Raw genomic sequence first — 23,449 nt, forward strand, 5'->3', positions numbered from 1 at the left:
GCTCATACCGGCGCGCCTCTCACCCCCACCGCGACTCGGAAGAGCCCTATAAATCGTGATGCACGGCCTTGGGGCTGACGGTCCTCCTCCGGGTCGTCAGCCCCAATTGCTTCCCGTAAAGAACCCTCGACGGACGCGGCCAACCACAAAAACCAATCAAGGGGTACATCCCATCAGCAGCCCGAACATTTGAATGACCAAAAGGCCGAACTAACTAGTGGTCGGAAAAAGAGTGGGGCGAATCAACACTGGTCGACGGGCGACCACATGACTGGCCGCACAGAAACTGCCCGTGAAACTATCTCCGTGCCACGCTACCCAAAAGCCGATCTTCGGCACTGCCCCACAAAGCGCCAAGACGCTCCGCCTCTGCATCGGACATCAATTTGCGGTTCTTGTAATAGAACGTACCCGGCGTGAAAGTTAGTTCGCCCAAAGTCACCCCATTCTGTGTGTCATACAAATCAATCCTACAGAATGCAGACGGGATGGCTACAGAGAGTCTCTTCGCCACTGCGAGGAGCTCCTTCCAGTGCATGGGACGAATGGCATCTTCAATGGATTCCAGGTCCTTGGCACCTGATGCAACGCCATACTTCTCCTTCACGTCCTTCAATGGTGCAAAATCACCATCAAAATACATGGCGCGCGCAGGACCTGCAATGTGGGACTCCATAAGGATCAAGCCAATCTCGCCCTGAAATGCGTAAAAACGCACGTCTTTGGGCGGAGTGGAACCATCGGGCGACCGCAGCAATTCTTCGAGGATGAATATGCCGGATTCAGCCCTGGCACCTAGAAACCGTTCTGCAACATCTGCAGCCCTTTCCTTAATTTCATTCAAAGTGATGACTTCATTAGTCGTTAGATTGGTGAACCTATCGTCACCCAAAGAATGGAGCAGTAGGACGCCGATTGAGGTCGACGCAAACGCAGGCTTGAAGACGAACTCACTCGGCAATTCACTTGGCAAACTTTGTAAGGTGCCAGAATAATAGACTTCAGGCGTTCGGACGCCAATTTGTCGTGCAAAGTTCTGCGCGGCACCTTTTGCGCCGAGTGATGCTGGAACGAAGTCCTCCTGCACGGCAAGACGCCGGGCAATGCGTTCAAAGTAATTCATGACTGGTCTCCAATGGTCGAGCTAAATGAAAATAGCATCTAAATTAGGCGTGTAAAGCCAGAATTGCATCCTTCAACTCCAACACATCGCCAGGTGCCACGAGCTTGTAGTCAACGCCATGTGAATCGTGTTCGCGTAGCGCAGGAAGATCGAACGCAACCACTGGCAAGTGGCAAGAGAGAGCTTCGACAACTGTATAGCCGAAAGACTCCAGGAGTGATGTCGATACCAGGACTCCGCCAGAGCGACGCGCATCACGGTAGATACTTGCCATCTCAGTCTGAGGAACATTCAACAAAAGTTGAACCCTAGAGTCCACGCCATCGAAGCCTGCCTCCGAGAAGAACTATGCCGCCCGGTCAGGACCTGTCTCGAGACTGACAATAACCACGCCATGATAATTATCAGGCAGCTGCGCCAACAACCGCAGAAAGTATCGATACCCTTTACCCTTATCGAACCGTCCCACCCAAATCAGCGGACGAGAAGAAATCTGCGCAGGCTCCTCGAGGGCTTCGTCAAATGTAAATACAGATGTATCCACCAGATTGGGTACAACGGTTACTTGATCGACATGGTCTGTGGGTAGAAGTGGTTCCAATTGAGTAGCCATATATACGCTGGGCACGATGAGTCTATTAAGCTTAGATAATTCCAAGTTAGAAATTTCGTCGGCTACGATGGTCATGTTGGATGAATGGAATTCATAGTCAATCTTGACTTCGCTAGGCACCGTGAGTTTGGTTACAATATCAGGACAGGAAAGAAATGATACATCAGCATATTCACGTTGAGATAGTACATGATTCAGGTAATTGGTCACACGGTCCTTGCGGATGACCCGCACGTGCACATTAGGGAGATCATCAAACGCATTACGACCGCCTCGGTCGTTGAAAAATATCACTTCGAAGTCACGGGCGGGGTTCGCCCTAGCTCGACCCCTAATGACTGATGTGACGCCGCCTTTAGAGCAGTTTGGATACACAATTAGAGATTTCACTGCTCGACCCCTTCTACCAATTCCATCATGTTCTCCGCCCGATTACGCCAACTACTCGATTCCGCGAATCGAGCAATTGTTTCCATCTCTTGATCTGTAATTGGTGAGGCTACCATTTCTTGAATCGCGAGAGTCAGATCAGGCTGGTGTGTGTAGACTCGAGTCGATGGATATGTTTCCACTGCTCCCATCTGAGCAGATACGACCCGAAGTCCCCATGCGAAGTATTCGTAAATCTTATTGGGATCCACACCACGGGTTAGCGGCGAATCTATGAACGGAATGAGTCCAACTTTCCAGTGGGCTACAATTTCGAGAAGCTCGGCATGGGTCTTCGCACCTAAATACTTGACGTTCGTCGGCAAATCCAAGGTTTCTGGCATTCCATGGCCCACAATCTCAAACGTAATGTGCGGAAGGTCGAGGGCGGAGCGAACAAGGGAGGTCCAGTCAAACCACGACGGCGTCAAGTGACCTACGTATCCAACGACACCGCCGGCCTCGTGTGTCTCTATCGCACTGCTCTGTCGCAAGTGCTTGGAACCATTCAGAGTCAATTGACTTACGCCGTTCGGCATCGTGATGCCCTCTGTCATGCCTGGGCCAAAGCTAGCAACTTTCTTAGAAAGTGCGCTAGAAACGGTGACGACAGCATCCGCACTACGAACCATGCGTGATTCCAGAATAGGGTGGTACCATTTTGAATATCCAACTCTATTGAATTCTTCCATGTCGTCACGGATTTCATAAATGTATCGCCATCCGTGACGTTTTAGGCGTTCGCCACGCGCGTTGTTTTCCATCGACGGAAATGAGCTGCAAATATAAATACCTTTCGCTGTTTCACTATGATCAATGGCATAGTTCACAACGTCTTCAATGTGTTCTCGGGGCACTTGAGCCAGGTGATCATTGACTAACCATGAGAATTCCTGTGTGGATCCAAAAGGTACAAAGATTACAGCCCAGCCCAACTGAGCATACTCTGACGCTAGATTATTAGGTCGGAGTGACAAAGTTGCATGGCCGAGTGGTGGCGCTGTCGTATCTATGATCACCAGGGGGCGATCCTTGTTGCTGTCAATGAATTCATAGACCGTAGCCAATGAATTGTTTGCGGCGAACACTGCTTCGGGCACTTGATCAAAGGTGGGCGTGCGATTGGTCCAATCGACACCCGTCAATATTATTTCCGCTGCGCACTGAGGTAACGTAATGGTGAACTCCGAACGAATTTGGTACTCATCGACGCTTATGGAGGTGAAGGTGCCAAATTTGGCGTGGGTGGGCAGACCCTCGGGTGGCAGCAGTTTGCGCTTTTGATCGTCATAAATAGAAACCGTTACCGGTGCGGTACCTTGTGTGCCCGCTGTCGCATAAATGTAAACGGTTGTTTCCTGGGCTTCCCGTGGAATGGCTATGCTGTGCTTGAATTCTTTGCCTTTCCATCCGATGGCCGCTTTGGTGGCAGTAGTCATCGGCAAAGGCGCGTCCGATCCCATCAGGTGAACGATGGGGTCACCAAGTATCAAAGTATTAGCATTAGCTCGCCATTGATGGCCAATGAGTTCCAGTGTTTCAGCGTTCTCCGGCATGAGTACACGAAAATCTGTGGTAGCGGGTGAAAGCACATCGCCATCATTAAGGTATTTGTATTCAAATACACGTGCAGACATACTTGTCCATTTGGGGACTGGGACGCGAATGCCTTGAGAATCTTTTACTATAATCTGTATTAATGCTGATCGTTCGATTGCGGGATCGGAGGAAAATGAATCGATTAGAACGCGAAATTCTTGTCCGGGTTCAACGTTGATCGTGTGTCGATAGTCCTGGATTCTAGTTTTGCGCAAATCGGAGGTGAAGTCAGGGACGTCCTCTGAGGGTTTCATGTGCATCCTTGGTTTTCGTGGGTGGCCGCGCGCGGCGCCGTGGCATCTGCGTGTATTGTAAGCCATATTGTGGACAGGAGGTGCGACGGAGTGCAGGTGGACAGACCGGCATGTCGTCTCTGTGTGCACATGAGCTCGATGTGTGGTTGCGGGCCACGGTTGTGCCGTTTGGTCTTGCCCTTACGGTGAGTCCGTCTAGTCTTGACTGTTTGATCTCTGAAAGCTGTTTCGAGGAAGGAGGCCACCGATCGTGGGACTGTCCTTGACCCCGCATCAGCTGGTAATTGCTGATGGTGTTGAGTTGGAGAGTGTCGTCATGGACGACCCGGTTCTTGTCGTGCCAGCCGAGTCGTTCTGCGCGGGTACGACCGTCTCCCGTCAGTTTCATCGGATCGAGCAGGCAGGTGAGCTGTCGTTCATTCTGAATCAGCCATACCGCAACTTCAAGGCAGTGGGCGTTTGGGTATTGGCCGTACTGGTCAACGGCGACGTGTTGCGGCGGTGGAAAAGTGGGCGTGGGCAAGGCGAAAATTTTATACGGATATTAAATTTGAACGCCCGGGATTTGGTTGAGATCAAGATTACGGTAATTGAAGATCGTATTGACATGGTCACATGGGAGGCGGCAAGTCGGTGTTGGGTCTCTGAGGTTGAATTTAATCCAACGGTCCATCGGGGGCCAACGCGATTGGAATCGTCTTATGTTGATCCGTTCTTCGATGATCGTATTTGTAATGGAAGTGGATTCAGTGTTTCCACAATCGGTGACCTGAGTGCATGGGTCCGCGGTAATTGTTTCAACGACACTATTTCAAAAGTATTCGTAATTAACGAACGTTGTATTGTTCCATTGCTTGTGGTGAAGAGGTCCGGTGCAACTCGAACGGTTGTGCTGTCAAATGGGGCGGTGGACCTGCATCGTACTGAGCGTAATCCTGTATTTCAGCGTTCGTCATTCTGTCATGAATTGTATGTAAATCAGATTTATGTTTGCGATCCAGGGACGGTCGGGCCTCATGCACTCCCGTTGTCGTGGGGAATCCTTGGTTTTGGTGATTGGTGTATTCCGAAAGTTGGCGACATTGTGCGTCTCATTGCTGACGCACTGAATGGGAGCAGTGGCGAGCCCACAACTTACTTTGGATCGTCTGCTGGTGGTTTTTGGGCGCTGGCTTTGGCGCATTTCGATCATGGCAGTCGCGCCATTGTTAACAACGCGCAGTTCGATTGGACTCGCTGGATGGCTGGTGCCGTGAATGAGCTGCGGGCTTCTCGTCTTGGTAATGAACTGCCGTCTGAATTGCGGCGACGGTTGCCCCACCAGACAGGTGTGCTCCGCCTGCTGTCCACCCGCCCCGAAGCCTTGCGGGTTGATTATTACGTCAACACTGAATCCAAGCATGACGCAACCGTGGATCTCCCCCAGATGGAGGCATTTCTGAAGAACTACCCGCGTCAATCAGCTGCAGTGGAGATTCACCGATATGCTGACGAGAATGCGGGGCACAATCCCATGGACATGCCCCACATCATCGACATTCTCAACGCTAGTTGATGTCAGTGACGCCAAAGCCCCTTGGTGTCCACAACTTCCTTGCCGGCCAAGGCGGTGGCAGGCAGTTCCTTGAAATCGTCGTGGTCGACCAATAGGAGCACTACATCAGCACGGTCGATGGCGTCGCGGTACTCGGCGAATTCGACGTTGCTGAGACCCTCAAGAGCCTTGGGCAGCGTATCCACGTTGGGCTCAACCGCCAGGATGGTTGCATCCGGTGTTGAGGCGGCCAACTCCTTGGCGATGTCCAGAGCCGGAGACTCCCGGAGGTCATCAATATTGGCCTTGAAGGCCAGGCCGAGGGCTGCGATCACCGGTGAGCTGTTGTCAGCAGCAGCTCCCTTGACCTTGTTGATCACCCAGTGCGGCTTGCCGTCGTTGACCTCTCGGGCGGTGCGGATGAGGTTCGAGTTCTCCCGGTCGGAGGAGACGATGAACCACGGATCCACTGCAATGCAGTGCCCGCCCACTCCGGGGCCAGGTTGCAAGATGTTCACGCGCGGGTGGTGGTTGGCAAGTTCGATCAGTTCCCAGACATCGATCCCCAGCTTGTCGGAAATCAGGGAGAGCTCATTAGCAAACGCGATGTTGACATCACGGAAGGAGTTCTCCGTGAGCTTGGCCATCTCCGCGGTGACGTCATCCGTCTCCAGCAGTTCGCCCTGACAGAACGTTTGGTACACAGCCCGGCCGCGCTTGGCTGCCTCCGGGGTCATACCACCAATGATTCGGTCATTGGTGATCAGCTCTTCCATGGCCTTGCCCGGCAAGATCCGCTCGGGGCAATAAGCCAGGTGGATCAACTTAGTGTCACCCGTGGCAGCTTCCTCCGGATCAACGGTGAGGTCAGGGCGGGTCTGGATCAACACCTCCGCGAGCTTCCGGGTGGTCGACGGTGGGGAGGTTGATTCCAGGATGACCAGTTCATCGCCCTGCAGCAGGGGTGCAATGTTTGCCGCTGCGGCCTCAATGTATGAGGTGTCGCCTTCGTAGTTCTCCTTGAACGGCGTGGGCACTGCGATGACGTAGGCATCCCCAGACTGCATGTCCGTGTGGGCCGTCAGGTTGCCCGAATCAACGGCCTTGCGCAGTTCGTCCTCAAGGCCTGGCTCCACAATGGTGACTTCACCGCGGGAAACTCGCTCAACCACAGAGTGGTTGACATCCACACCCTTGACCCGCACGCCGCTGTTGGCCAGAGTCACTGCCGTGGGCAGACCGATGTAACCCAGTCCTACGAATACAACCGATTGGGGGGTGTCAGTCATGAATCGTTTCCTTTGAGGTTGAGGGAAATGCAGTACGGTCAGGCGTGTTTTCGAGCCGTGGTGCGTTGAGTGTGGTTTGATTCCACCTTAGTCATCATAACCAGATGTGATCCAGACAGTCCCCCATTGTGGCCACAACTCCCGTGGACATGATGTGCTGATCTTGCACGCTCCACGTGTGGTCATGCCCGCCGCGGTACTGCCTGAAGTTGAATCGGTCAGATGCATAGACGCTGTAACCCTTGCCGAGAGCGGAGCGCAGAAATGCACTGTCTTCACCGGTGGTGCGTGCTTCGAATGGGTTGTCAGCGAAAACAGCACGTCTGGCCATCAGGGTTGGACCCAGAATCATGTCCGTCCAACGGTGCTCACGTTCGGCAAACCGCAGCAGCGTTGAATCGTAGGACTCCACGTACATGTAGCTGGCCTGTTTGCCCACAATGTCTGCACCTGTGGCGCGCATGATGGCAAGTTGGTCTCGCAAATAGTTGGGGCCGTACCAGTCGTCGTCGTCCATCTTGGTGATCACGTCCCCGTGGGAGGCAGCCACCCCTGCGTTGAGGCACTCCCCCAGCGTCCACTCGACCGGCGCGAAGATGACTTGAACTCTGGCCAGACCGTAGGCCTCGGCCATGTCCCGCAGAGACCGCACCTCAGATTCCGTCCCGTGGCTCACGATCACCAGTTCCAGGTCGACCCCCACCTGAGACCCGATGGTCTGGATGGCTGAGGGGAGGTTCTGGGGCCGGTTGCTGCACAGGATGGCGGATACGGAGGGCTGATCCGGCATCCACGGGCTGCCGTCAGGGCGTGGACCCAACGCCGTTGAGAGCACCTCGGCGGCGCGGTGAGTGTAGGTGTGTTGGTCCCAGATGCGGCGTTGAGCCTTGCGCACCATACGGTCTGCGTATTCCGGACTGCGGACCAGGGTTCGGATCACGTCGCCGGCAGCCTGGCGGTCAGCCACCACGGGGAGTTCATCAGGCCGGAAGTACTCTCCCACGGCAGCTGATGGGGTGGATACCACAGGGGTCCCGCGAGAAATAATCTCAAAGATGCGTCGCGCGCACATGGACGGCGAATCCACCACGGAGTTCACGTTCAAAAACACCTTGTACGCCTGGTATGCGGTGAGCATCTGCGCGTAGTTCAGGGATCCCACCACACGCCTGTCCAAGGGGGTTGGGAACTGGTAGCGGTCGTCATCCCCCAGGTAGCGGGAGAAGATCTCCAGGCCATGCTGCATTTTTGGCGAAACGTCAGATGCGCCACCCAGCAGCAGGTCCATCTGTTCCCTACGCTCCGGGAACTTGTGGGCAAAGTACATGCCGCCAAAGGCGACATCACGTTCGTGGAAGCCGTGAGCCGGTCTGGCTGGTGAGTGGACCGCCGGTTGCGCGGCGAATGCCAGTACACCCACGCGGTCATGTCCAAGATCCCGGCGGTAGTGCTCCACCCGGTTCACATCCGAGGTGAAAACGTGATCGAACAGACCAGCACATTCCAGGAAGTCGCTGTAGTGCGGCGGATCCTCCTTGTTCCAGAACACCGTGGGGATCCCGCGCAGTGAGCACTCAGCCAGCAAGTCCTTGAACGGTTCTTTGACCCCGGAGGTGCCTGTGAGCTGGTACTGCCACTGGTCCTGATTCCCGTGCCAGGCGGACTCCACAAACAGCAGACGCGGCTGGTGCTCATCCAACTGCGTCTTCCAGGTGTCACGTTGGAGGGGAATCTGGTTCCACTCATGCCCAAAGGCCTGGGAGGAGAAATCGTCCAGGATGGTGGCCACCGTGACGTCACCGAATGCTCTGCGCCGAGTCCCTGGTGCTTTGAACTCCGGAAAACTCAGTCGGTCACCGGCGGTGATGGCCTGGACACCACGCGGTGCGGCACCTGATTGACGATGTCTTGACCCAGACGTGCCCGTGCTGTGTTCAGCCGAGGTGAGGGTGGGCGCAGCAGAGCTGGACGGCAAGCGACGACGGCGCAAGTAGCGCCGCATTTGCTCCACACCACCATCGCGCAAGTGCCACATGGCGGTTCTGGCATCCCGAACGTACTGTTTCCAGTCGCGGTCTCCAGCGATCATGCGATGCTGCCCACCCAGGCCACCGGCTGGTAGCGCTGAGCCTGTTCATCCCTGTGTGCCCGTGCGCTGATCAAGTTCCCGTCCGCCATCATTTTCATGTACTGGCTGTACTGGTCCACAACCTCATCTGGCTGACCGTCCATGATCACGTGGCCTTCATCCAGCCACACCACCCGGGTGCACATCTGGCGAACCTCACTCATGGAGTGGGAGACAAACAGTACGCAGCCGGCGTCGTCGCGAATTTGTTGCATTCGGGCCTGGCCGCGGGCCTGGAACTGAGCGTCACCGGTGTTCAGTGCCTCGTCCAGGATCAGGATGTGGGGGTTGGTGGCGGTGGCCACGGCAAACCGCAGCCGGGCGGCCATGCCGGAGGAATATGCCTTCATGGGCCAATACAGGGCCTTTTCAAGAGCGGCAATGTCCACCAACTCGTCGAAGACGGCGTCCACCTGCTGCGGAGACATCCCCTGCGCCAGGCAGCCCAGCCGGATGTTGCGTTCTCCGGAGAGGGCCGGAACCAGGGCCACGTTCACGCCGAGCTTGGCCGGGCGATCAACTGCCCACACACGGCCTTCCGTGGGATTCATCTGACCGGCCACAATGTTCATCAGGGTGGATTTGCCGGACCCGTTGCGGCCGATGAAGCCGACGAACTCACCCTCCTCAACCATCAAGCGGATGCCTGAGAGCGCTTGGTTCTTCACGATGGGTGGGCGTCCCAGGGCGCGCCGACCCATGCGACGCAGACCACCCACCTGCTGTTCATCCTTGGAGCCGGTGCTGGTCACGGTGTAGACCATGGATACGTCATCGATCACCACGGCAGGACGAACCGGTTCAACGGCGTCCATGAGCGTGGTGGCATCATGACGCACGCGGTGCAACGCCTGCGTCCGGGAGTCCTCCGGCACGCCTTGACTGGGGTCTTCGAACAGAGAATCAGCGTCGCTCATTGGCATAGCTTTCTTCATTGCGCCAGAAAACGATCATGCCCAGCAGCCAGGCGCCGCCAGCCCAGACGGTCAGGATGGCCCAACGTTCCAGGGACGGCACGGTGTCATAGAGGAGGACCTCGCGGGTCATCTCCAAAACCTGATAGAGCGGGTTGGCGTGGAAAAGCATCAGAATGAGCTGATTGTCCGTGAACCGGCTGGGGTCATAAAACAAACCAGATCCGTACATCCACAAGCGCGTGAACACGGAGATGATGTTGCCAACGTCCGGTATGCGGTGCACCAGCGGAGCAAACAACATGCCCAGGCCCCAGTTGAAGAAGGTCTGAAGCAGGAAAATGGGGATCACCAGCAACCAGTGCAGTCCAATGGGTTCTGACGGCGGCGTGAGAAGCACCAGGATCACCATGGCGATCAGCACGTAGACCTGGCTGAGGGCTTCCCGGAGGTTGATGGCCAGCGGCAATGCAGCCCGGGGGAAGGTGAAACCGCGGATCAGGTTCTTGCCGTTGGCAATAGATCGAGCCCCTGTGGTGAAGGCTCGGGTGGTGTAGAAGAACATCATGAACCCGATGATGATGTAACCGGTGAAGTTCTCTATGCCACGGTTGGTCTGCAGGAGCAGCCCAAAAATCAGGTAGAACGTCAGGCCGAACAGAATCGGATTCAGGATCAGCCACGTCTTCCCCAAAATGGTGTGGTCCTGGCTGACGGACAACCGCACGCGGGCGTCGTAAAGCACAAAGTGCCGTGCGCCCCACAAGCTGACCATGTAATCCAGTAGGGGGGGACGTGCGCCCACGGGCTGCAGACGGCTGGTATCGATCACGTGTCTCTTGGACTGCGGGCCCACCACGGCCTGTGACAATCCCTCCCACGGTGCCTTGGTGTTGGGCGTGCGGGGCCGGGCGGAGGGGCTGGTGCTGCGTCTGGGGCTCACGCTGTCCTCCTGGGGGTTGATGCTGCGGTGGTTGACGGCCGGGTTGGATGTTGCATGAGTTCTTGGTACCGGGCGATGGTGCCACTGGTCACGGCAGACCAAGTCCTGTGTTCCAGAACCACCTGCCGGCCGGCCTGTCCGAGTCTAAGCCCCATCCCCCGATCAGCCCACAAGGCGCGGAGCGCGTTGGCAAGTGCACTGGGGTTCTCCGGCGGCACCAGGATCCCGGTGACCCCGTCACGCACCGTTTCCGTGATGGCCGGCAGATCAGAGGCCACCACGGGCACCGCACTGGCGCTGGCTTCCACAATTTTCAGGGGTGTCACAGCCCGGGTGACCACCCTGTTGCGGCGTGGAACCACAAACACATCCAGCGCCCGTTGCCATGAGCGGGCTTGCTGCGCAGACACGCGGCCCACAAACACCATGCGGTCGGCAACCCCCAGAGTCTTGGCCAAGTCCTGAAGTCCCGGCCGGGCTTCACCATCGCCCACAATGGTCCCAACCACGTCCTGCGGCAGCATGGCGACCGCGCGGATCAGATCATCCAGGCCCTCGTAATCCACCACGCTGGTCACGCTGCCCACCAGGAACGCCTCCGGTGCCACACCGTGGGCCTGCAGGTTCACTGCCGCACGGGCGTCAGCCACAGGCACCGGCTGCTCCTCATGCGCAGGACCCACCGCATTGGGTGCCAGCCGGACATCTCCGGCCTGTACGTGTCCGCGGGTGATCTCCTGGATGCGTTGTGCCATGGCACCACCCAGTGCTGCGACGTCGTCGGCATTCACCAAAGCCTCCGCCTCACGAGCCGTGAAACACAGGTAGCGCTCGGAGGCCGCAGCCACCGGGGGCCTGCGGGAGGCCCAGGTGTCTGCCAACTGACCCCGGACCTCGTACACCCACGGGATCCCCAGGATCTGCGCCACTTCTCGCACCACCAGGGCGTTCACAAAATGCGTGGTGGTGTGCAACACGGATGGCCGGGTCAGCAGACACCGCACCAACAGTTCCTGAGCAAACAACTCCAAGCGCCCCGTGGCAGTGGATGGCAGGTGCGCAGGGTTGATCCGGTGATACGTCACGCCGTCCACCACATCCGTTTCGGCCGCCCCGATCTTGCCCACCTGAATGGGATACCCCGGGCGTGTCATCGCGTGGACCTCCCACCCCTGACGAGCCTGCGCGGACAACAGCGAGTGGGACCGCAACGCGTACCCACTGGAGGTGTGTGGCACCGAGTTGGTCAGTACGTGCACCACGGTGTTGGGCCGCGGCGAGTAGGTTTGGGCCAGCATGCACAGGTCCTCGTCCAGGGCCCGCTGCAGGTTGGGCCGGGCACCGTGGAATTGTGCGCGTTCATCCGCCAGTCGCGGCAGTTGTCGTTTCTCACCGCGGCTGGCCGCACCGGTCAACCACGCGTGCTGCAGCGTGTGAACGGCAGAAGCCATGTCCCCCAGGTACCAGTCCCGCCGCGCCCGGGTACCGGACGCACCGGGCAGTCCCGGCGGCAGATCAGCTGTCAACCGGAAGGCGTGGTCCACCGCATCAACTGCCAGCGCCACATCAGCCAGCCTGCGGTTGCGCTTCTCCCGACGACGACGCCCCCATACCTTCTCTTGGTCACCACCCGCCGGATGGTCACGACCCGCCCGGTCCAACAACTCGTCCAATGCACTGGAACGCCCGGCAACGTGCATGGCCACGGCCGCCACGGTGGGTGCCACGGGCGTGATGCGTGTCAGCGGACCAGCGATCTTGCGGGTCAAACCAACAGGCAGGCGCCTGGAGACCTGCAAGGCAAACACCACAGGATCGGTGCTGGAATGCTCGGCAATGGTGGATAGCACCAGGCGCAGGTTGTTGGGCCAGCAGACACGTGGTGTGGTCTGCGGGGATGCGACATCAGGCGGCGTCACTAGTGCTCACCGCCTTATGTCGGCGGGCCAAGATCTCACGCATCACGAGGTCGTACTCCCCCGCCAGGTCCGTGTAGTTGGCATGAGCGGCCACCCACCGGCGGCCGGCGTCGTCGACCTCCAGGAGGGTGCGGTCAGTGGCCAAGCGGCGCCACAACTGGGCAATCTGTTCCGGCTCCCCAGCCACAATGTCCCCGGCCCCTGAATCCTCCAGGATCCGGGCAGCCTCCCCCTTGACCACGCCGGTGATGTGGCGGCCCACGGACATCACCTCATAGGTCTTGGAGGGAATGGTGGCCTCAAAGGACTTCCAGTCATCCCGCAGTGAGATCACCAATGAATCAGCCTGCTTGTACTGTGCAAAAACATCTTCCCTGAACACCGAGTCCAAGAACTGGACCTCCACGCCCAGAGCGGCAGCACGCGCCATCAAGCCGGCCTTCTGCGAGCCCTGACCGATCATGGTCAACCGCATGGCCGGACCCACCAGAGCTGCGGCCTCGATCAGGCGCTCCAGGCGCTGGCTCTCCCCGTGGTTGCCCAGGTACAGCACCTCCAGGCGATCCCGCTGTGGCACCGGAGGCAACAGCGGAGTGTTGGTCACCTGCACGCCGTTGCGTATGGTCACCACCCGCTGAACACCGCGGTCCCGCAGCGTCTGCGCAAAGCCTTCCGTGACCGTGACCACCGTGTCCGCGTGATTCTGCACGAACTCCACAGCCCGGTTGATCCAGGACTGCGCCCGGCCCACGGCCACGCCGGAATCCGTGACCAGATTGGGCCAGGCATCCCGCATCTCCACCACCAGCGGCACCCGCCGCACCGTGGCCACCCACCAGCCGGCAGCCATCAGCGGCAAGGAGGGTGCGGTCACCACAACGACGTCGGGCCGACTGACGGTGAAGGAACGCAGCACACTGCAACCGGCCGTGAACAGCTGATCCACCAACTTGGTGACCCGATGATCCTTGCCGGTCAGAAACGGCACACGCAGGATCTGCTCTCCCAGAAGCCCCGTCTGAATCCCCCGCAGCCGCCCACGGGTGGAACGAGAGTAATCAGGCCCGTGGCTGTAATGCGCCACCGGGGTCACCACCACCACCTGCCACCCGCGCGGACGCAGATGACGGATCAGAGACTGCCACCGCCGTTGGGGCGGTGAATGCTCCGGCCAGTAGGAGTGAGTGAGCAGAAGGACCTTCATGGGAGTGCCTACCTGGATGCCCTGCACTGGCGGACCAGCGCGCTGGACATCCATGTTTACAGGCCGCTCCCGTCGTCATTGCCGTGCTGGGAGTAATAGTCATCCAAGGTGCCGTTGTTGATGGCATCCCCCACGTCCTGCATGGCCTGTTCATCGGGGAGAACAATCGACTGGCCGTCATCAGCGGTGCTGATCCCGTTGGTGCGCACCGTGAACATGTGGATGTCCGATCCCGTGGTGCCCACCAACTCCGGAACCAGCCCACGGATGTAACCGGAGTCAAGGCCCTCAGACACCGTCAGATACGGGGAGATGGTTTCCACGATGTCTGAGATCTTGCCCGGGTTGGTCAAGGTGGACGGTTCCAGGAAGCGGTTCAGGACCGCGCGGATGTAGGCGCGCTGATTCTGCACACGGGTGTAGTCACTGTCCGTGAAGGCATACCGTTCACGCACAAAAGCCAGGGCGGTTTCTCCGTCCATTTCCATGGGGCCGGCCGTGAACTGCACGCCCTCCCGGGTGGAAAAGTCCTGCGGTACGTCCACGGTCACGCCACCCAACGCGTCGGTCACACCCTGGAAACCGGCAAAGTCCACTTCCATGACTTCATCAATGTGGGTACCGAAATACCCTTCCAGGGTCTCCACCATCAGCGGCATCCCGCCGTGCTGGAAGGCAGAGTTGATCTTGCCCTGGCCCACACCGGGGATCTCCACCCAGGTGTCACGCATGACGGACATGACGTAAACCGCACTGCCATCGGCAGGGATGTTCATCAACATGATGGAGTCCGCGCGCTCGCCCTCACGGCCCAGCTCACCGCCACCCTCCGGGCGCTTGTCAGAGCCCAGCAACAGGATAGTGGTGCTCTCCGTGTCCTGCGGCCGATCCCCTTCCGGAAAGGCCGAGGCCGACGGCACCGAGGTGACGTTGTTGTCATAACTGCGGCTCAAGGAGCTGAGGTAGATGAACACTGCGGCCACCACACCCAGAATCAGCACCAGCAACAGCACCAGGATGGTCAGCACCACGCGGCGGCCACGCTTTCTGCGCCGGGACGGCTCCGTGGCTGACGTTGAATTCGCGGGGGAATCACCAAAAAGGTCATCTTGGAGGTCGCGAGCCATGGGCATGTCCTTGCAGGGTCGGGGGCCAGAGTGGGGTTCGCACGGTCCACCAAATGGCGGACAACACGTCATTCGTCAGGGATTGTTTCATCATAGGGGCCGCGTGGAAATCACAGACACGGACCCGGGAGAGATCATCGTCCTAATCCCCTGATCGCCGGAGCTCACCCCGGAGATCTCAGGCTGGAGCCGAGGTGGCATCAGCGGCAGACCGTATCCGTCCACGGAGGGTCGGCCCTCCGCCACAGGGTTGGTGGCCCCCCGGATGTCCATGGCCACGCCGTCGTCGTCGGCGGTTATGGGGTAATTGTCGTTGTTCGAGGCAGAGTTGCGGTCATAGCTGTCAAAGAGGGTCGCTTCCGGGTAGTTCTCGCGGAAGTCCGTGCCACTGAAGGTGGTCTGCGTGGCGCCCCCGATCTGCTCGGGCAGGTTGATGGCCACTGAACGCGCGGAGTTCTCCTGGGGGTCACGAAAATCGATGAGGACCACGGACATGGAGCCGTCGGCATGTTGGACCGCGTAGGAGACCGCGTCCCGTCCCGTGGACCCTGCGGTAGTCGAGCTGCCGGAGGGGGTCAGTGCGGTGTCCAGGAAGTCACCGGCAGGCAGAGAACCCACCAGGGCCAGTGCCAAACCGTTGGTGCGGGGCACAAAAGCTGATCCGGGATTGGCCAAGGTGCCGGAGGAGCACACCACGGACATGGGTGGCCCACCGGCACATGGCAACAGGGATGAATGGAAGTCGATCCGGTCCACGCCCAGCTGCTGGGCCCGCAAGACGTAGTCCGCGCTGTAGAGCCCGGCCGCCAGGGTTTCCGTGAGGTCATTGGACCCGGAACAGGACGATGCGGAGGTCTCCGTGACCCAGGTCTCCATCTGGGCGTCGTCAGCGATCTGCACTGCCTGTCCCAGCAGGTCATCCACGCGGTCACGTGTGGTGGCAGACACCGTGTTCTCAATGGTGGGCGCGCTGCCGGCTTGATATCCGGTGTCCTCAGGGTCACCGCATTCGGAGAGCGGATACTGGTGAACGGCCAATGCCGTGTTGGGGACCCCGGACTCGGTGACCGTCCGCCACCACTGGGCCTCATAGGCGCCTGGACCAACAATGCGGGTGTCCGGGGTCTTGGCGCGGATAGCGTTCACGTACTCCTCCCAGTTCTGCTGGAAGGCCTCCGCGTCCCAGTCCGAGTCCTTGATGCTCAGCGGGTTCTCCGGGCCCAGGGCATATCCGTTGGGCTCATTGCCAATCATGACGCCCACCAGCCGGTCCCCCAAAGATTGATCGGCCTGTTCGACCAACCGTGCTGCGCGGTCAGGATCGTTTTCGCCCAGATTCACGCTCAGGATCACATGGGTATCCGTGGCTTCTGCCAGCCCGGCCAACCGTTCCAGGTCCTGCGGCGTCACGGTGGTGATGCTCTCCCCGTCCCGCAGCGGCCAGTCCGTGGGAGTGGGCTCCCCGGAGTCCGTGTAGAAGAACCTGCGATCCACCGCATTGCCACCAAAACGCAGGGTGGGTTGATCCATCTGATCCAGGATCCGCACCAGGTCAGCGTTGTCCGCGCTGAGCCGCTCGTCGGCCAAATCTGTTGCCTCAAAGGAGATCCCGGCACCCGCCGTCGTGTACGCAGATCCCGGGCCCGTCCCGTCGACGTCCACGGTAACAGCGGCCTGGGACGCTGATGCGCCTGCAGTCGGTGAGCTCGTTGCCGGGGGCTCACGCTGTTCGGCGATCCACCCCATGGGGTCTTCGGGGGGAGCGGACAGAGGCCATGGGTCGGAGGGCTGTGTGTCGCCCGGGCCCGTGGATTCGTCGGATCCACAGCCGACCAGCAGCATGGTGGCCACCGCGGTCAGGGCGATCCACGGTTGCTTCTTGATCGTGTGCCGGGACTGGGGGTGATGGTGAGGTGGGGGGATCATCAGCGTCAGCCTATCCGTCCGTTGCGCGTCAGAAACGACGACGCCGGTTGTCAACCACGTGATGGTGGTGACAACCGGCGTCCGGGCAGGCCGTGTGCTGCGGCGATGCTCAGGGCATCACCCACTGCATCAGTTGGAGGGCTTGCCGAAGTTCTTGAAGCGAGCGTTGAAGCGCTCCACGCGGCCGGCGGAGTCCATGATCCGCTGCTTGCCGGTGTAGAACGGGTGAGACTCGGAGGAGATCTCAACCTCGATCAACGGGTACTCGTTGCCGTCCTCCCACTGCTCGGTCTTGGCCGAGGTGGCGGTGGAGCGGGTCAGGAAAGTCTTGCCGGATGCCAGATCGCGGAACAGAACCGGGTGGTAATCTGGGTGGATGTCGTTCTTCATGAGCGTGAATTCCTTGGCTCTTGGGTGACTGGATTTTGCCAGGCACGATGACGCTGGGTTGCGGGTGTCACGGAGGACACCAGCCGGAAAGTCTACACCAGGGGTCTCCTGGGACTCAGGGGTCCGCGCACGGCGCGGGCAAGATCACAAAAACATCATGTCAAAGCCTGCGATCTGCGGGTTCATTTCGTAAGGTGGTCTGGGTCAGTTGACTTTGCATCATCTGACAGGACTTCCCCCCGGTCCCAGTTCCCCCCCCAGTTCCCAAGGATGCATCTCCCCATGCCATTGCCTTCTCGGTTCCCCCACGCCCTCTTACGCCCCAGCGCCGCCCTGAGTTTGACCGTGGCACTGGTGGCAGCACCTCTGATCGGTGCCACCGCAGCCACGGCCACAGAAGGTGGTGCACCGGACGGCGTCGTCGAATCCCCCGCACCGAATGCCCTGGACGGTGAGCTCACGGAAGAGCGCGAGTCCGATGCCATTGCGGCCGTCACGGCCGAGGCCACCGATGTTCAGGGGCCCACCTCCCCGGATGAGCTCCCCCAGGACACGGACCGCCTGATGGTCAAGTTCCACGAACCCGCCACGGACGACTCCCTCAAGGAGGACGTGGTGGCTGAAGCCGCTGACTCCGCTGGTGTGGCCCAGGAAGCCGGGCTGAGTGAGTCGGAAACCCCGGAAACCATCAACACCCTGGATGACGGCACTGACGTCATGGCCTTCCAGGACACCCTGGATCCACAGGCCCAGGAGGAGCTGATCACGGAGCTGGAAGCGGACCCGCGTGTGGACTACGCCGAACCGGACCGCCTGGCCCTGGCTGCTGCCACCAATGACCCCCTGTTGAACCTGCAGTACAACGTGCTGGGCCGCAACGTTCCTGCCGCATGGTCCGGGGCCACGGGGCGCGGCCAGGTGATTGCCGTGGTGGACACCGGAATCTCCACCCACCCGGACATCAACGGCAAACTGGTCCAGGGCCGTGACATGACCACCAACTACGGCGGCACGTTCGCCATTGACGGTGACGGCCGTGACTCCGATCCCACCGATCCAGGCGACCGGTACGAGATCTCCGGATGCAATGCCACCTGGCACGGCACACACGTGGCAGGCATTGCCGCAGCCAACACCAACAACGCTCAAGGTGTGGCAGGCGTGGCACGCGATGCCCGCATCATGCCCGTTCGAGTCCTGGGCTCCTGCACCTACGGTTACGAATCAGACATCGTGGCCGGGGTCCGTTGGGCCGCCGGTGCCACGATCGACGGTGTCACTGCGCCCACGCCCGCCACGGTCATCAACATGTCCCTGAATCTGCTGGGCGCATGCAGCACCACCATGCAGTCCGCGATTGACTACGCCTACAACCGCAACGTTCCCGTGGTGGCTTCTGCAGGCAACGCCAACCGGGACGCAGCCAACTACCCGCCGGCCAACTGCGCACGCACCATTGTGGTGGGTGCAGCAGATCAGAACGGGGCACGGGCTTCCTACTCTAACTGGGGGCCTTCCGTTGACGTCCTGGCACCGGGTGGCACCCAGACTGCGCCCATTGTTTCCACCATGAACTCCGGTACCCGCACCTACGGCACGCCCATGTACGGCTACAAGTACGGGACCTCCATGGCCGCCCCCTTTGTGGCAGGCACCGTGGCCATGATGAAGGACGCCAACCCGTCCCTGAGCGTGGATCAGATCGAGCGCACGCTGAAGACCACCTCCACCGGACAACTCGGCGTTCTGCAGGTGGCACCGAATCGGGCGGTGGCCTCCGTGGCTGCCTCCGGCGCCCCGTTTGCTGACGTTTCAGCCAACAATCAGTTCGCCCGGGAAATCACGTGGGTCCGTGACAACCGCTACCTCAACGGCTGGCCGGATGGCACCTTCCGCCCGCTGAACAAGATCGACCGGGACGCCATGGCCGCCGTGGCTTACCGTGTCTCCGGCTCACCGGCCTTCACTCCCCCGGCGCGTTCCCCCTACGCGGACATCTCCACCTCACACCCGTTCTACAAGGAGATCACCTGGGCCCGTAGTGCGGGCATCATGCAGGGCTGGTCCGACGGCACGTTCCGCCCCAACAACAACGTGACCCGGGATGCCACGGCCGCGATCTTCTACCGCCTGGCAGGGTCCCCGGCCTACACGGCACCGGTGAACTCCCGGTTCTCTGACGTGCGGCCCGGGCAGCAGTTCTACCGGGAGATCCACTGGCTGGCAGACCGCGGCGTCACCACCGGGTGGGCTGACGGCACGTTCCGTCCGTTGAACACCACTAACCGGGACGCCATGGCGGCGTTCATCTACCGCTCCTACCGGTAAGGGCCGCGTCTGACAGGGAAATGACCCGCTGCGCTCACCGCAGCGGGTCATTTCCCTGACAATCGCATGACTACGACGACGACGCCGCGGGTCATCTCCCGCTCATGGCCGCGTCTCCCAGAACGCCACGGCTGAGGCCGCAGCCACGTTCAGCGAATCCACGCCGTGGGACATGGGGATCTTCACCGTCACATCCGCCTGATGGATGGTGGCCTCCCCCAGGCCGTTGCCTTCCGTGCCCAGGATTAACGCCAGCTTCTCCCCGGAGCCACGGACTCGAGCACCCAGTTGGTCCAAGGTCAAGGAGTCACCCTTCAGGGCCATGGCGGCGGTCAGGAACCCGGCGTCCTTGACGGTCTGCAGATCCGCTGTCCAGTGCTCCAACCGCACCCACGGGACCTGGAACACGGTGCCCATGGACACCCGGATGGCCCGCCGGTACAGAGGATCCGCACAGCGCGGGGTCACCAGCACTGCATCCACGTCCAGGGCGGCCGCCGATCGGAAGATCGCGCCCACGTTGGTGTGATCAACAATGTCCTCAATGATCGCCACCCGCCGGGCATCCGCCACCACGGACTCCAGGGCCAACGGGGCGGGCCGGTGCATGGCGGCCAGAGCACCGCGGTGCAGATGGAACCCGGTGATGGCTTCTAACACCTCATCCGATCCCACGTACACGGGAACCTCCGGATGCGCTTCCAGAACATCAGCCAGATCATCCACCCACTTCTGCGCCATGAAGAAAGACCTGGGCTGATGACCAGCATCCAGGGCTCGGCGCAGCACCTTGGAGGATTCCGCCAGATACATCCCGCGTTCTGGTTCCAACTTCCGGCGCAGCGCCACATCCGTCAGGGACGTGTAATCGGCCACGCGTGAGTCATTCGGGTCAGTGAGGTGGATGATTCGGGCCAAGGGTCAGCTTCCGTCGTCGTCGTGAAAAGCGGGGGGATCAGATGAGCTGGCGGATCATGTTGGCCAGGGCCACCACACCCAGGAGCACAATCACGGTGCGCAGGGCCACCGGGGAGAGGCGCTGACCCACCTTGGCCCCCACCCAGGAACCCACGGTGGAGGAGATAGCGATCAGCAGGACCACCCACCAGTTGATGCGGTCAAAGGCAAAGATCACGTAGGACAGGGCGGCCACAATGTTGACCACAGCCACCAGAACGGTCTTGACCGCGTTGGCGGACTGCATGGAGGCCATCAGGAACACGCCCAGGATCCCCAGCAACAGCACACCCTGGGCGGCCACAAAGTAGCCGCCGTACACGGCTGCCAGGAACACCAGGATGTAGAGGCTCAACGGTTGGGACTCGCGGTCCGGGTCCAGCGGCGGTGCCTGCTGCCCGGCAGCCTCAGCGCGTCCAGCGGCGCGCTTGGCCTGTTGCTCCTTCTTGGCCCGGACGGCCGCCTGCAACCGGGGCTGAAAGACCACGAACCCCAGCGCCACCACGATCAGCACGGGTGCGACGTAGGCAAAAACCTCCTCCGGCAGGTGCATGAGCAACGCAGCCCCCACCACGCCACCCACCACGGAGCACGGGATGAGTTTGAGCAGGGTGCGCACCACGCCTTTGAGTTTGCTGCGGTACCCCCAGGCGCCGGTCAGGTTCCCGGCAATCAGGCCCATGGCGTTGGACATGGTGGCCGTGACCGGTGACACGCCCATGGTCACCAGCACGGGGAATGTGACCAGGGTGCCGGAACCCACAATGGTGTTGATCAGACCGGCCCACACACCGGCCACCAAGATCAGGGCTACCTGCCACCACTCAAAGGGGAAGTTGGCGCCCAGCTCACTGAACCATTCCACGGACTCAAGCCTCTGTTGCTGTGTGGGTGCCGCTCAGACGGCACGGGGTGACCGTCAGTGCGCAGACGAGTGCGTCAGTCCTGACGGAAGGCAGCGAAGCGCTTGCCCACCCGCACGAGCTTAAGCGGCATCCCGTATGTGTCGGACAGCTCCTGCGGCGTCATGACCTCACCCACCGGCCCGGCAGCCACCACGGAACCTTCACGGATCAACAGGGCGTGGGTGAATCCCGGGGGAACCTCCTCCAGGTGGTGGGTGACCATCACGACGGCGGGCGCATTCTCCGAGGCCGCCAGCTGGTCCAGGCGCTCCACCAAATCTTCCCGGCCGGCCACGTCCAGGCCTGCAGCGGGCTCGTCCAGGAGCAGAAGTTCGGGGTCGGTCATCAGGGCGCGGGCAATCAGCACCCGCTTCTTCTCCCCGGAGGACAGGGAACCGAACTTGCGGTCAATCAGCCGCTGCAGGTCCCAGTCCTTGATGAGCTCATGAGCCCGGTCCTCATCGGTCTGTTCATAGCGCTCTCGCCACCGGCCGGCCACACCCCAGGCGGCAGAAACAACGGCGTCGAACACCGTTTCCCGCGCCGGGATCTGCTCCGCCAGTGGTGCGGAGGTCAGGCCGATGCGCGGGCGCAGTTCGAAAACATCCACGCGGCCCAGGGTTTCGTCCAGGATCTCCACGGCACCGCGGGTGGGGTGCAGGCGGGCTGCCGCAATGGAGAGCAGCGTGGACTTGCCCGCGCCGTTGGGGCCCAGAACCACCCAGCGCTCACTGTCCTGAACCGTCCAGGAGACCTGGTTCAACAGGTTCTTGGTGCCGCGGACAAGGTCTACATCGGTCATGTTCACAACAGCGCTCATGGGCACAACTCTAGTAGTGCGGCTCAGGCAGACGGGTCAGGGTTGCGGTGTGTGGCAGCAGCTTGAATCCGCATCATCTAGCCTCCCGGATGGTGTTGCCGGCTGGTTTCCGGGTGGTGAGGCGCTGGTCACGCACGGGGCTGCCAAGTTCATTCCAGCTGGCACGCCCGATAGAATCCCGGCCATGACCGACGAACTCGCCGTGATCGCATTGTCCAAGACCCCGCGGCCAGAAGACGTGGAAGCCATGCTGGCCGAGGTCGAGGACTCCGGTGCCACGGTTGAGCACTACGGCCGCGTTCGCGTGACCTCCACCGCCTCCGGCGGCAGCGAAGAATCCGAAGCATCCGGGTACTCCGCCATGACCGCCAGGGTCACCGGTGGCGACCTGGAGAAGCTGCGCACCCAACTGCGCCCGGATCCCATGGGCTTCCGTTGGCACAGCGTTGACGTCAACGTCATTCCAGGTCAGCTCTTTGATCCCGATGCCAAGAAAATGCTGATCATGGACGTGGATTCCACCCTGATCCAGCAGGAGGTCATTGAACTCCTGGCAGGTCACGTGGGCCGCCAGGAGGAGGTTGCTGCCGTCACGGACCGTGCCATGCGCGGCGAACTGGACTTTGCGCAATCCCTGCGCGAGCGGGTGGCGGTGCTCAAAGGCCTGCCCGTGTCCGTTCTGGAGGACGTGGTGGCACAGGTCCGTTTCAGCGTGGGCGCCCGCGTTCTGGTGGACACCTTCCACCGTGCCGGGCACACCGTTGCCGTGGTCTCCGGGGGCTTCAGCCAGATCCTCACTCCCCTGGCTCAGAAGCTGGGGCTGGATCACCACTTGGCCAATGAACTGGAAATTGAGGACGGTCACCTGACCGGACGCGTGGTGGGCCCCATTGTGGATGCCGACGTCAAAGAACGCATGCTGCGGGAATGGGCCCAAGCCGATCAGGTCAGCCCGGAACAGGTGATTGCCGTGGGCGATGGCGCCAATGACGCCAAGATGCTGGAAACCGCCGCGGTCGGCATCGCCTTCAACGGCAAGCCGAAACG

Annotated in this window: 19 protein-coding genes; 3 read left to right on the forward strand and 16 right to left on the reverse strand. The window is 60.5% G+C overall.

Annotated elements, in window-relative coordinates; all coding sequences use genetic code 11:
- Positions 1–298: 298 nt before the first annotated feature.
- From L979_RS00455 to L979_RS15725, 4 genes are all read right to left on the reverse strand, one after another.
- On the reverse strand, positions 299–1,123 hold the full coding sequence (locus tag L979_RS00455; RefSeq protein WP_047688007.1) for an ATP-grasp fold amidoligase family protein: 825 nt from the start codon (positions 1,121–1,123) through the stop codon (positions 299–301).
- A gap of 43 nt (positions 1,124–1,166) precedes the next feature.
- Positions 1,167–1,442, reverse strand: a complete 276-nt coding sequence (locus tag L979_RS17000; RefSeq protein WP_081993484.1) for a glycosyltransferase family 4 protein — start codon at positions 1,440–1,442, stop codon at positions 1,167–1,169.
- Positions 1,443–1,469: 27 nt separating this feature from the next.
- Positions 1,470–1,946: a hypothetical protein gene (locus L979_RS15720; RefSeq protein WP_156125261.1), complete on the reverse strand. Its 477-nt coding sequence runs from the start codon at positions 1,944–1,946 to the stop codon at positions 1,470–1,472.
- Positions 1,947–2,122: 176 nt separating this feature from the next.
- Entirely contained in the window at positions 2,123–4,018 is a 1,896-nt protein-coding gene (locus tag L979_RS15725; protein WP_156125262.1) for a hypothetical protein, read from the reverse strand.
- Between the two features lie 250 nt (positions 4,019–4,268).
- Here L979_RS15725 and L979_RS15730 point away from each other — a divergent pair, with 250 nt between their 5' ends.
- Entirely contained in the window at positions 4,269–5,573 is a 1,305-nt protein-coding gene (locus L979_RS15730; protein ID WP_156125263.1) for a hypothetical protein, read from the forward strand.
- A gap of 2 nt (positions 5,574–5,575) precedes the next feature.
- Here L979_RS15730 and wecC read toward each other — a convergent pair whose 3' ends face one another.
- The 9 genes from wecC to L979_RS00510 all read right to left on the reverse strand — a co-directional run bounded on the left by wecC (position 5,576) and on the right by L979_RS00510 (position 17,392).
- Complete coding sequence (gene wecC / locus L979_RS00470; RefSeq protein WP_047688013.1) at positions 5,576–6,841, reverse strand: UDP-N-acetyl-D-mannosamine dehydrogenase; 1,266 nt, start codon at positions 6,839–6,841, stop codon at positions 5,576–5,578.
- 94 nt (positions 6,842–6,935) lie between these two features.
- Positions 6,936–8,930 carry a glycosyltransferase gene (locus L979_RS00475; RefSeq protein WP_047688015.1) on the reverse strand — a complete coding sequence of 665 codons (1,995 nt, stop codon included), beginning with the start codon at positions 8,928–8,930 and terminating at the stop codon, positions 6,936–6,938.
- Complete coding sequence (locus L979_RS00480) at positions 8,927–9,886, reverse strand: ABC transporter ATP-binding protein (protein WP_231559325.1); 960 nt, start codon at positions 9,884–9,886, stop codon at positions 8,927–8,929. Before L979_RS00480 ends, L979_RS00475 begins: the two co-directional genes overlap by 4 nt.
- Complete coding sequence (locus L979_RS00485; protein WP_231559326.1) at positions 9,873–10,826, reverse strand: ABC transporter permease; 954 nt, start codon at positions 10,824–10,826, stop codon at positions 9,873–9,875. Before L979_RS00485 ends, L979_RS00480 begins: the two co-directional genes overlap by 14 nt.
- Complete coding sequence (locus tag L979_RS00490; RefSeq protein ID WP_052209254.1) at positions 10,823–12,745, reverse strand: glycosyltransferase family 4 protein; 1,923 nt, start codon at positions 12,743–12,745, stop codon at positions 10,823–10,825. The genes L979_RS00485 and L979_RS00490 overlap by 4 nt, the downstream gene beginning before the upstream one ends.
- Positions 12,732–13,949: a glycosyltransferase family 4 protein gene (locus L979_RS00495; protein ID WP_052209262.1), complete on the reverse strand. Its 1,218-nt coding sequence runs from the start codon at positions 13,947–13,949 to the stop codon at positions 12,732–12,734. Before L979_RS00495 ends, L979_RS00490 begins: the two co-directional genes overlap by 14 nt.
- A 56-nt stretch (positions 13,950–14,005) precedes the next feature.
- The gene (locus L979_RS00500; protein ID WP_047688017.1) at positions 14,006–15,076 is read right to left on the reverse strand and encodes an LCP family protein; all 1,071 of its coding nucleotides are present in this window, start codon (positions 15,074–15,076) and stop codon (positions 14,006–14,008) included.
- Positions 15,077–15,166: 90 nt separating this feature from the next.
- Positions 15,167–17,002, reverse strand: a complete 1,836-nt coding sequence (locus L979_RS00505) for a hypothetical protein (RefSeq protein ID WP_052209255.1) — start codon at positions 17,000–17,002, stop codon at positions 15,167–15,169.
- 129 nt (positions 17,003–17,131) lie between these two features.
- Positions 17,132–17,392, reverse strand: a complete 261-nt coding sequence (locus tag L979_RS00510; RefSeq protein WP_047688018.1) for a type B 50S ribosomal protein L31 — start codon at positions 17,390–17,392, stop codon at positions 17,132–17,134.
- 282 nt (positions 17,393–17,674) lie between these two features.
- Here L979_RS00510 and L979_RS00515 point away from each other — a divergent pair, with 282 nt between their 5' ends.
- A complete protein-coding gene (locus tag L979_RS00515) occupies positions 17,675–19,720 on the forward strand; it encodes a S8 family serine peptidase (RefSeq protein WP_197052037.1) in 2,046 nt (681 codons plus the stop codon).
- Between the two features lie 102 nt (positions 19,721–19,822).
- Here L979_RS00515 and L979_RS00520 read toward each other — a convergent pair whose 3' ends face one another.
- From L979_RS00520 to L979_RS00530, 3 genes are all read right to left on the reverse strand, one after another.
- Positions 19,823–20,596, reverse strand: a complete 774-nt coding sequence (locus tag L979_RS00520) for an RNA methyltransferase (RefSeq protein WP_231559327.1) — start codon at positions 20,594–20,596, stop codon at positions 19,823–19,825.
- Between the two features lie 79 nt (positions 20,597–20,675).
- Positions 20,676–21,542: a sulfite exporter TauE/SafE family protein gene (locus L979_RS00525; protein WP_052209257.1), complete on the reverse strand. Its 867-nt coding sequence runs from the start codon at positions 21,540–21,542 to the stop codon at positions 20,676–20,678.
- Positions 21,543–21,616: 74 nt separating this feature from the next.
- The gene (locus L979_RS00530) at positions 21,617–22,402 is read right to left on the reverse strand and encodes an ABC transporter ATP-binding protein (protein WP_047688020.1); all 786 of its coding nucleotides are present in this window, start codon (positions 22,400–22,402) and stop codon (positions 21,617–21,619) included.
- A gap of 184 nt (positions 22,403–22,586) precedes the next feature.
- Between L979_RS00530 and serB the strand changes: the two genes are divergently transcribed.
- On the forward strand, positions 22,587–23,449 hold an 863-nt coding region (gene serB, locus L979_RS00535; protein WP_047688037.1), incomplete at its 3' end, for a phosphoserine phosphatase SerB.

The organism is Kocuria sp. ZOR0020 (assembly GCF_000800955.1).
Taxonomy (GTDB): domain Bacteria; phylum Actinomycetota; class Actinomycetes; order Actinomycetales; family Micrococcaceae; genus Kocuria; species Kocuria subflava.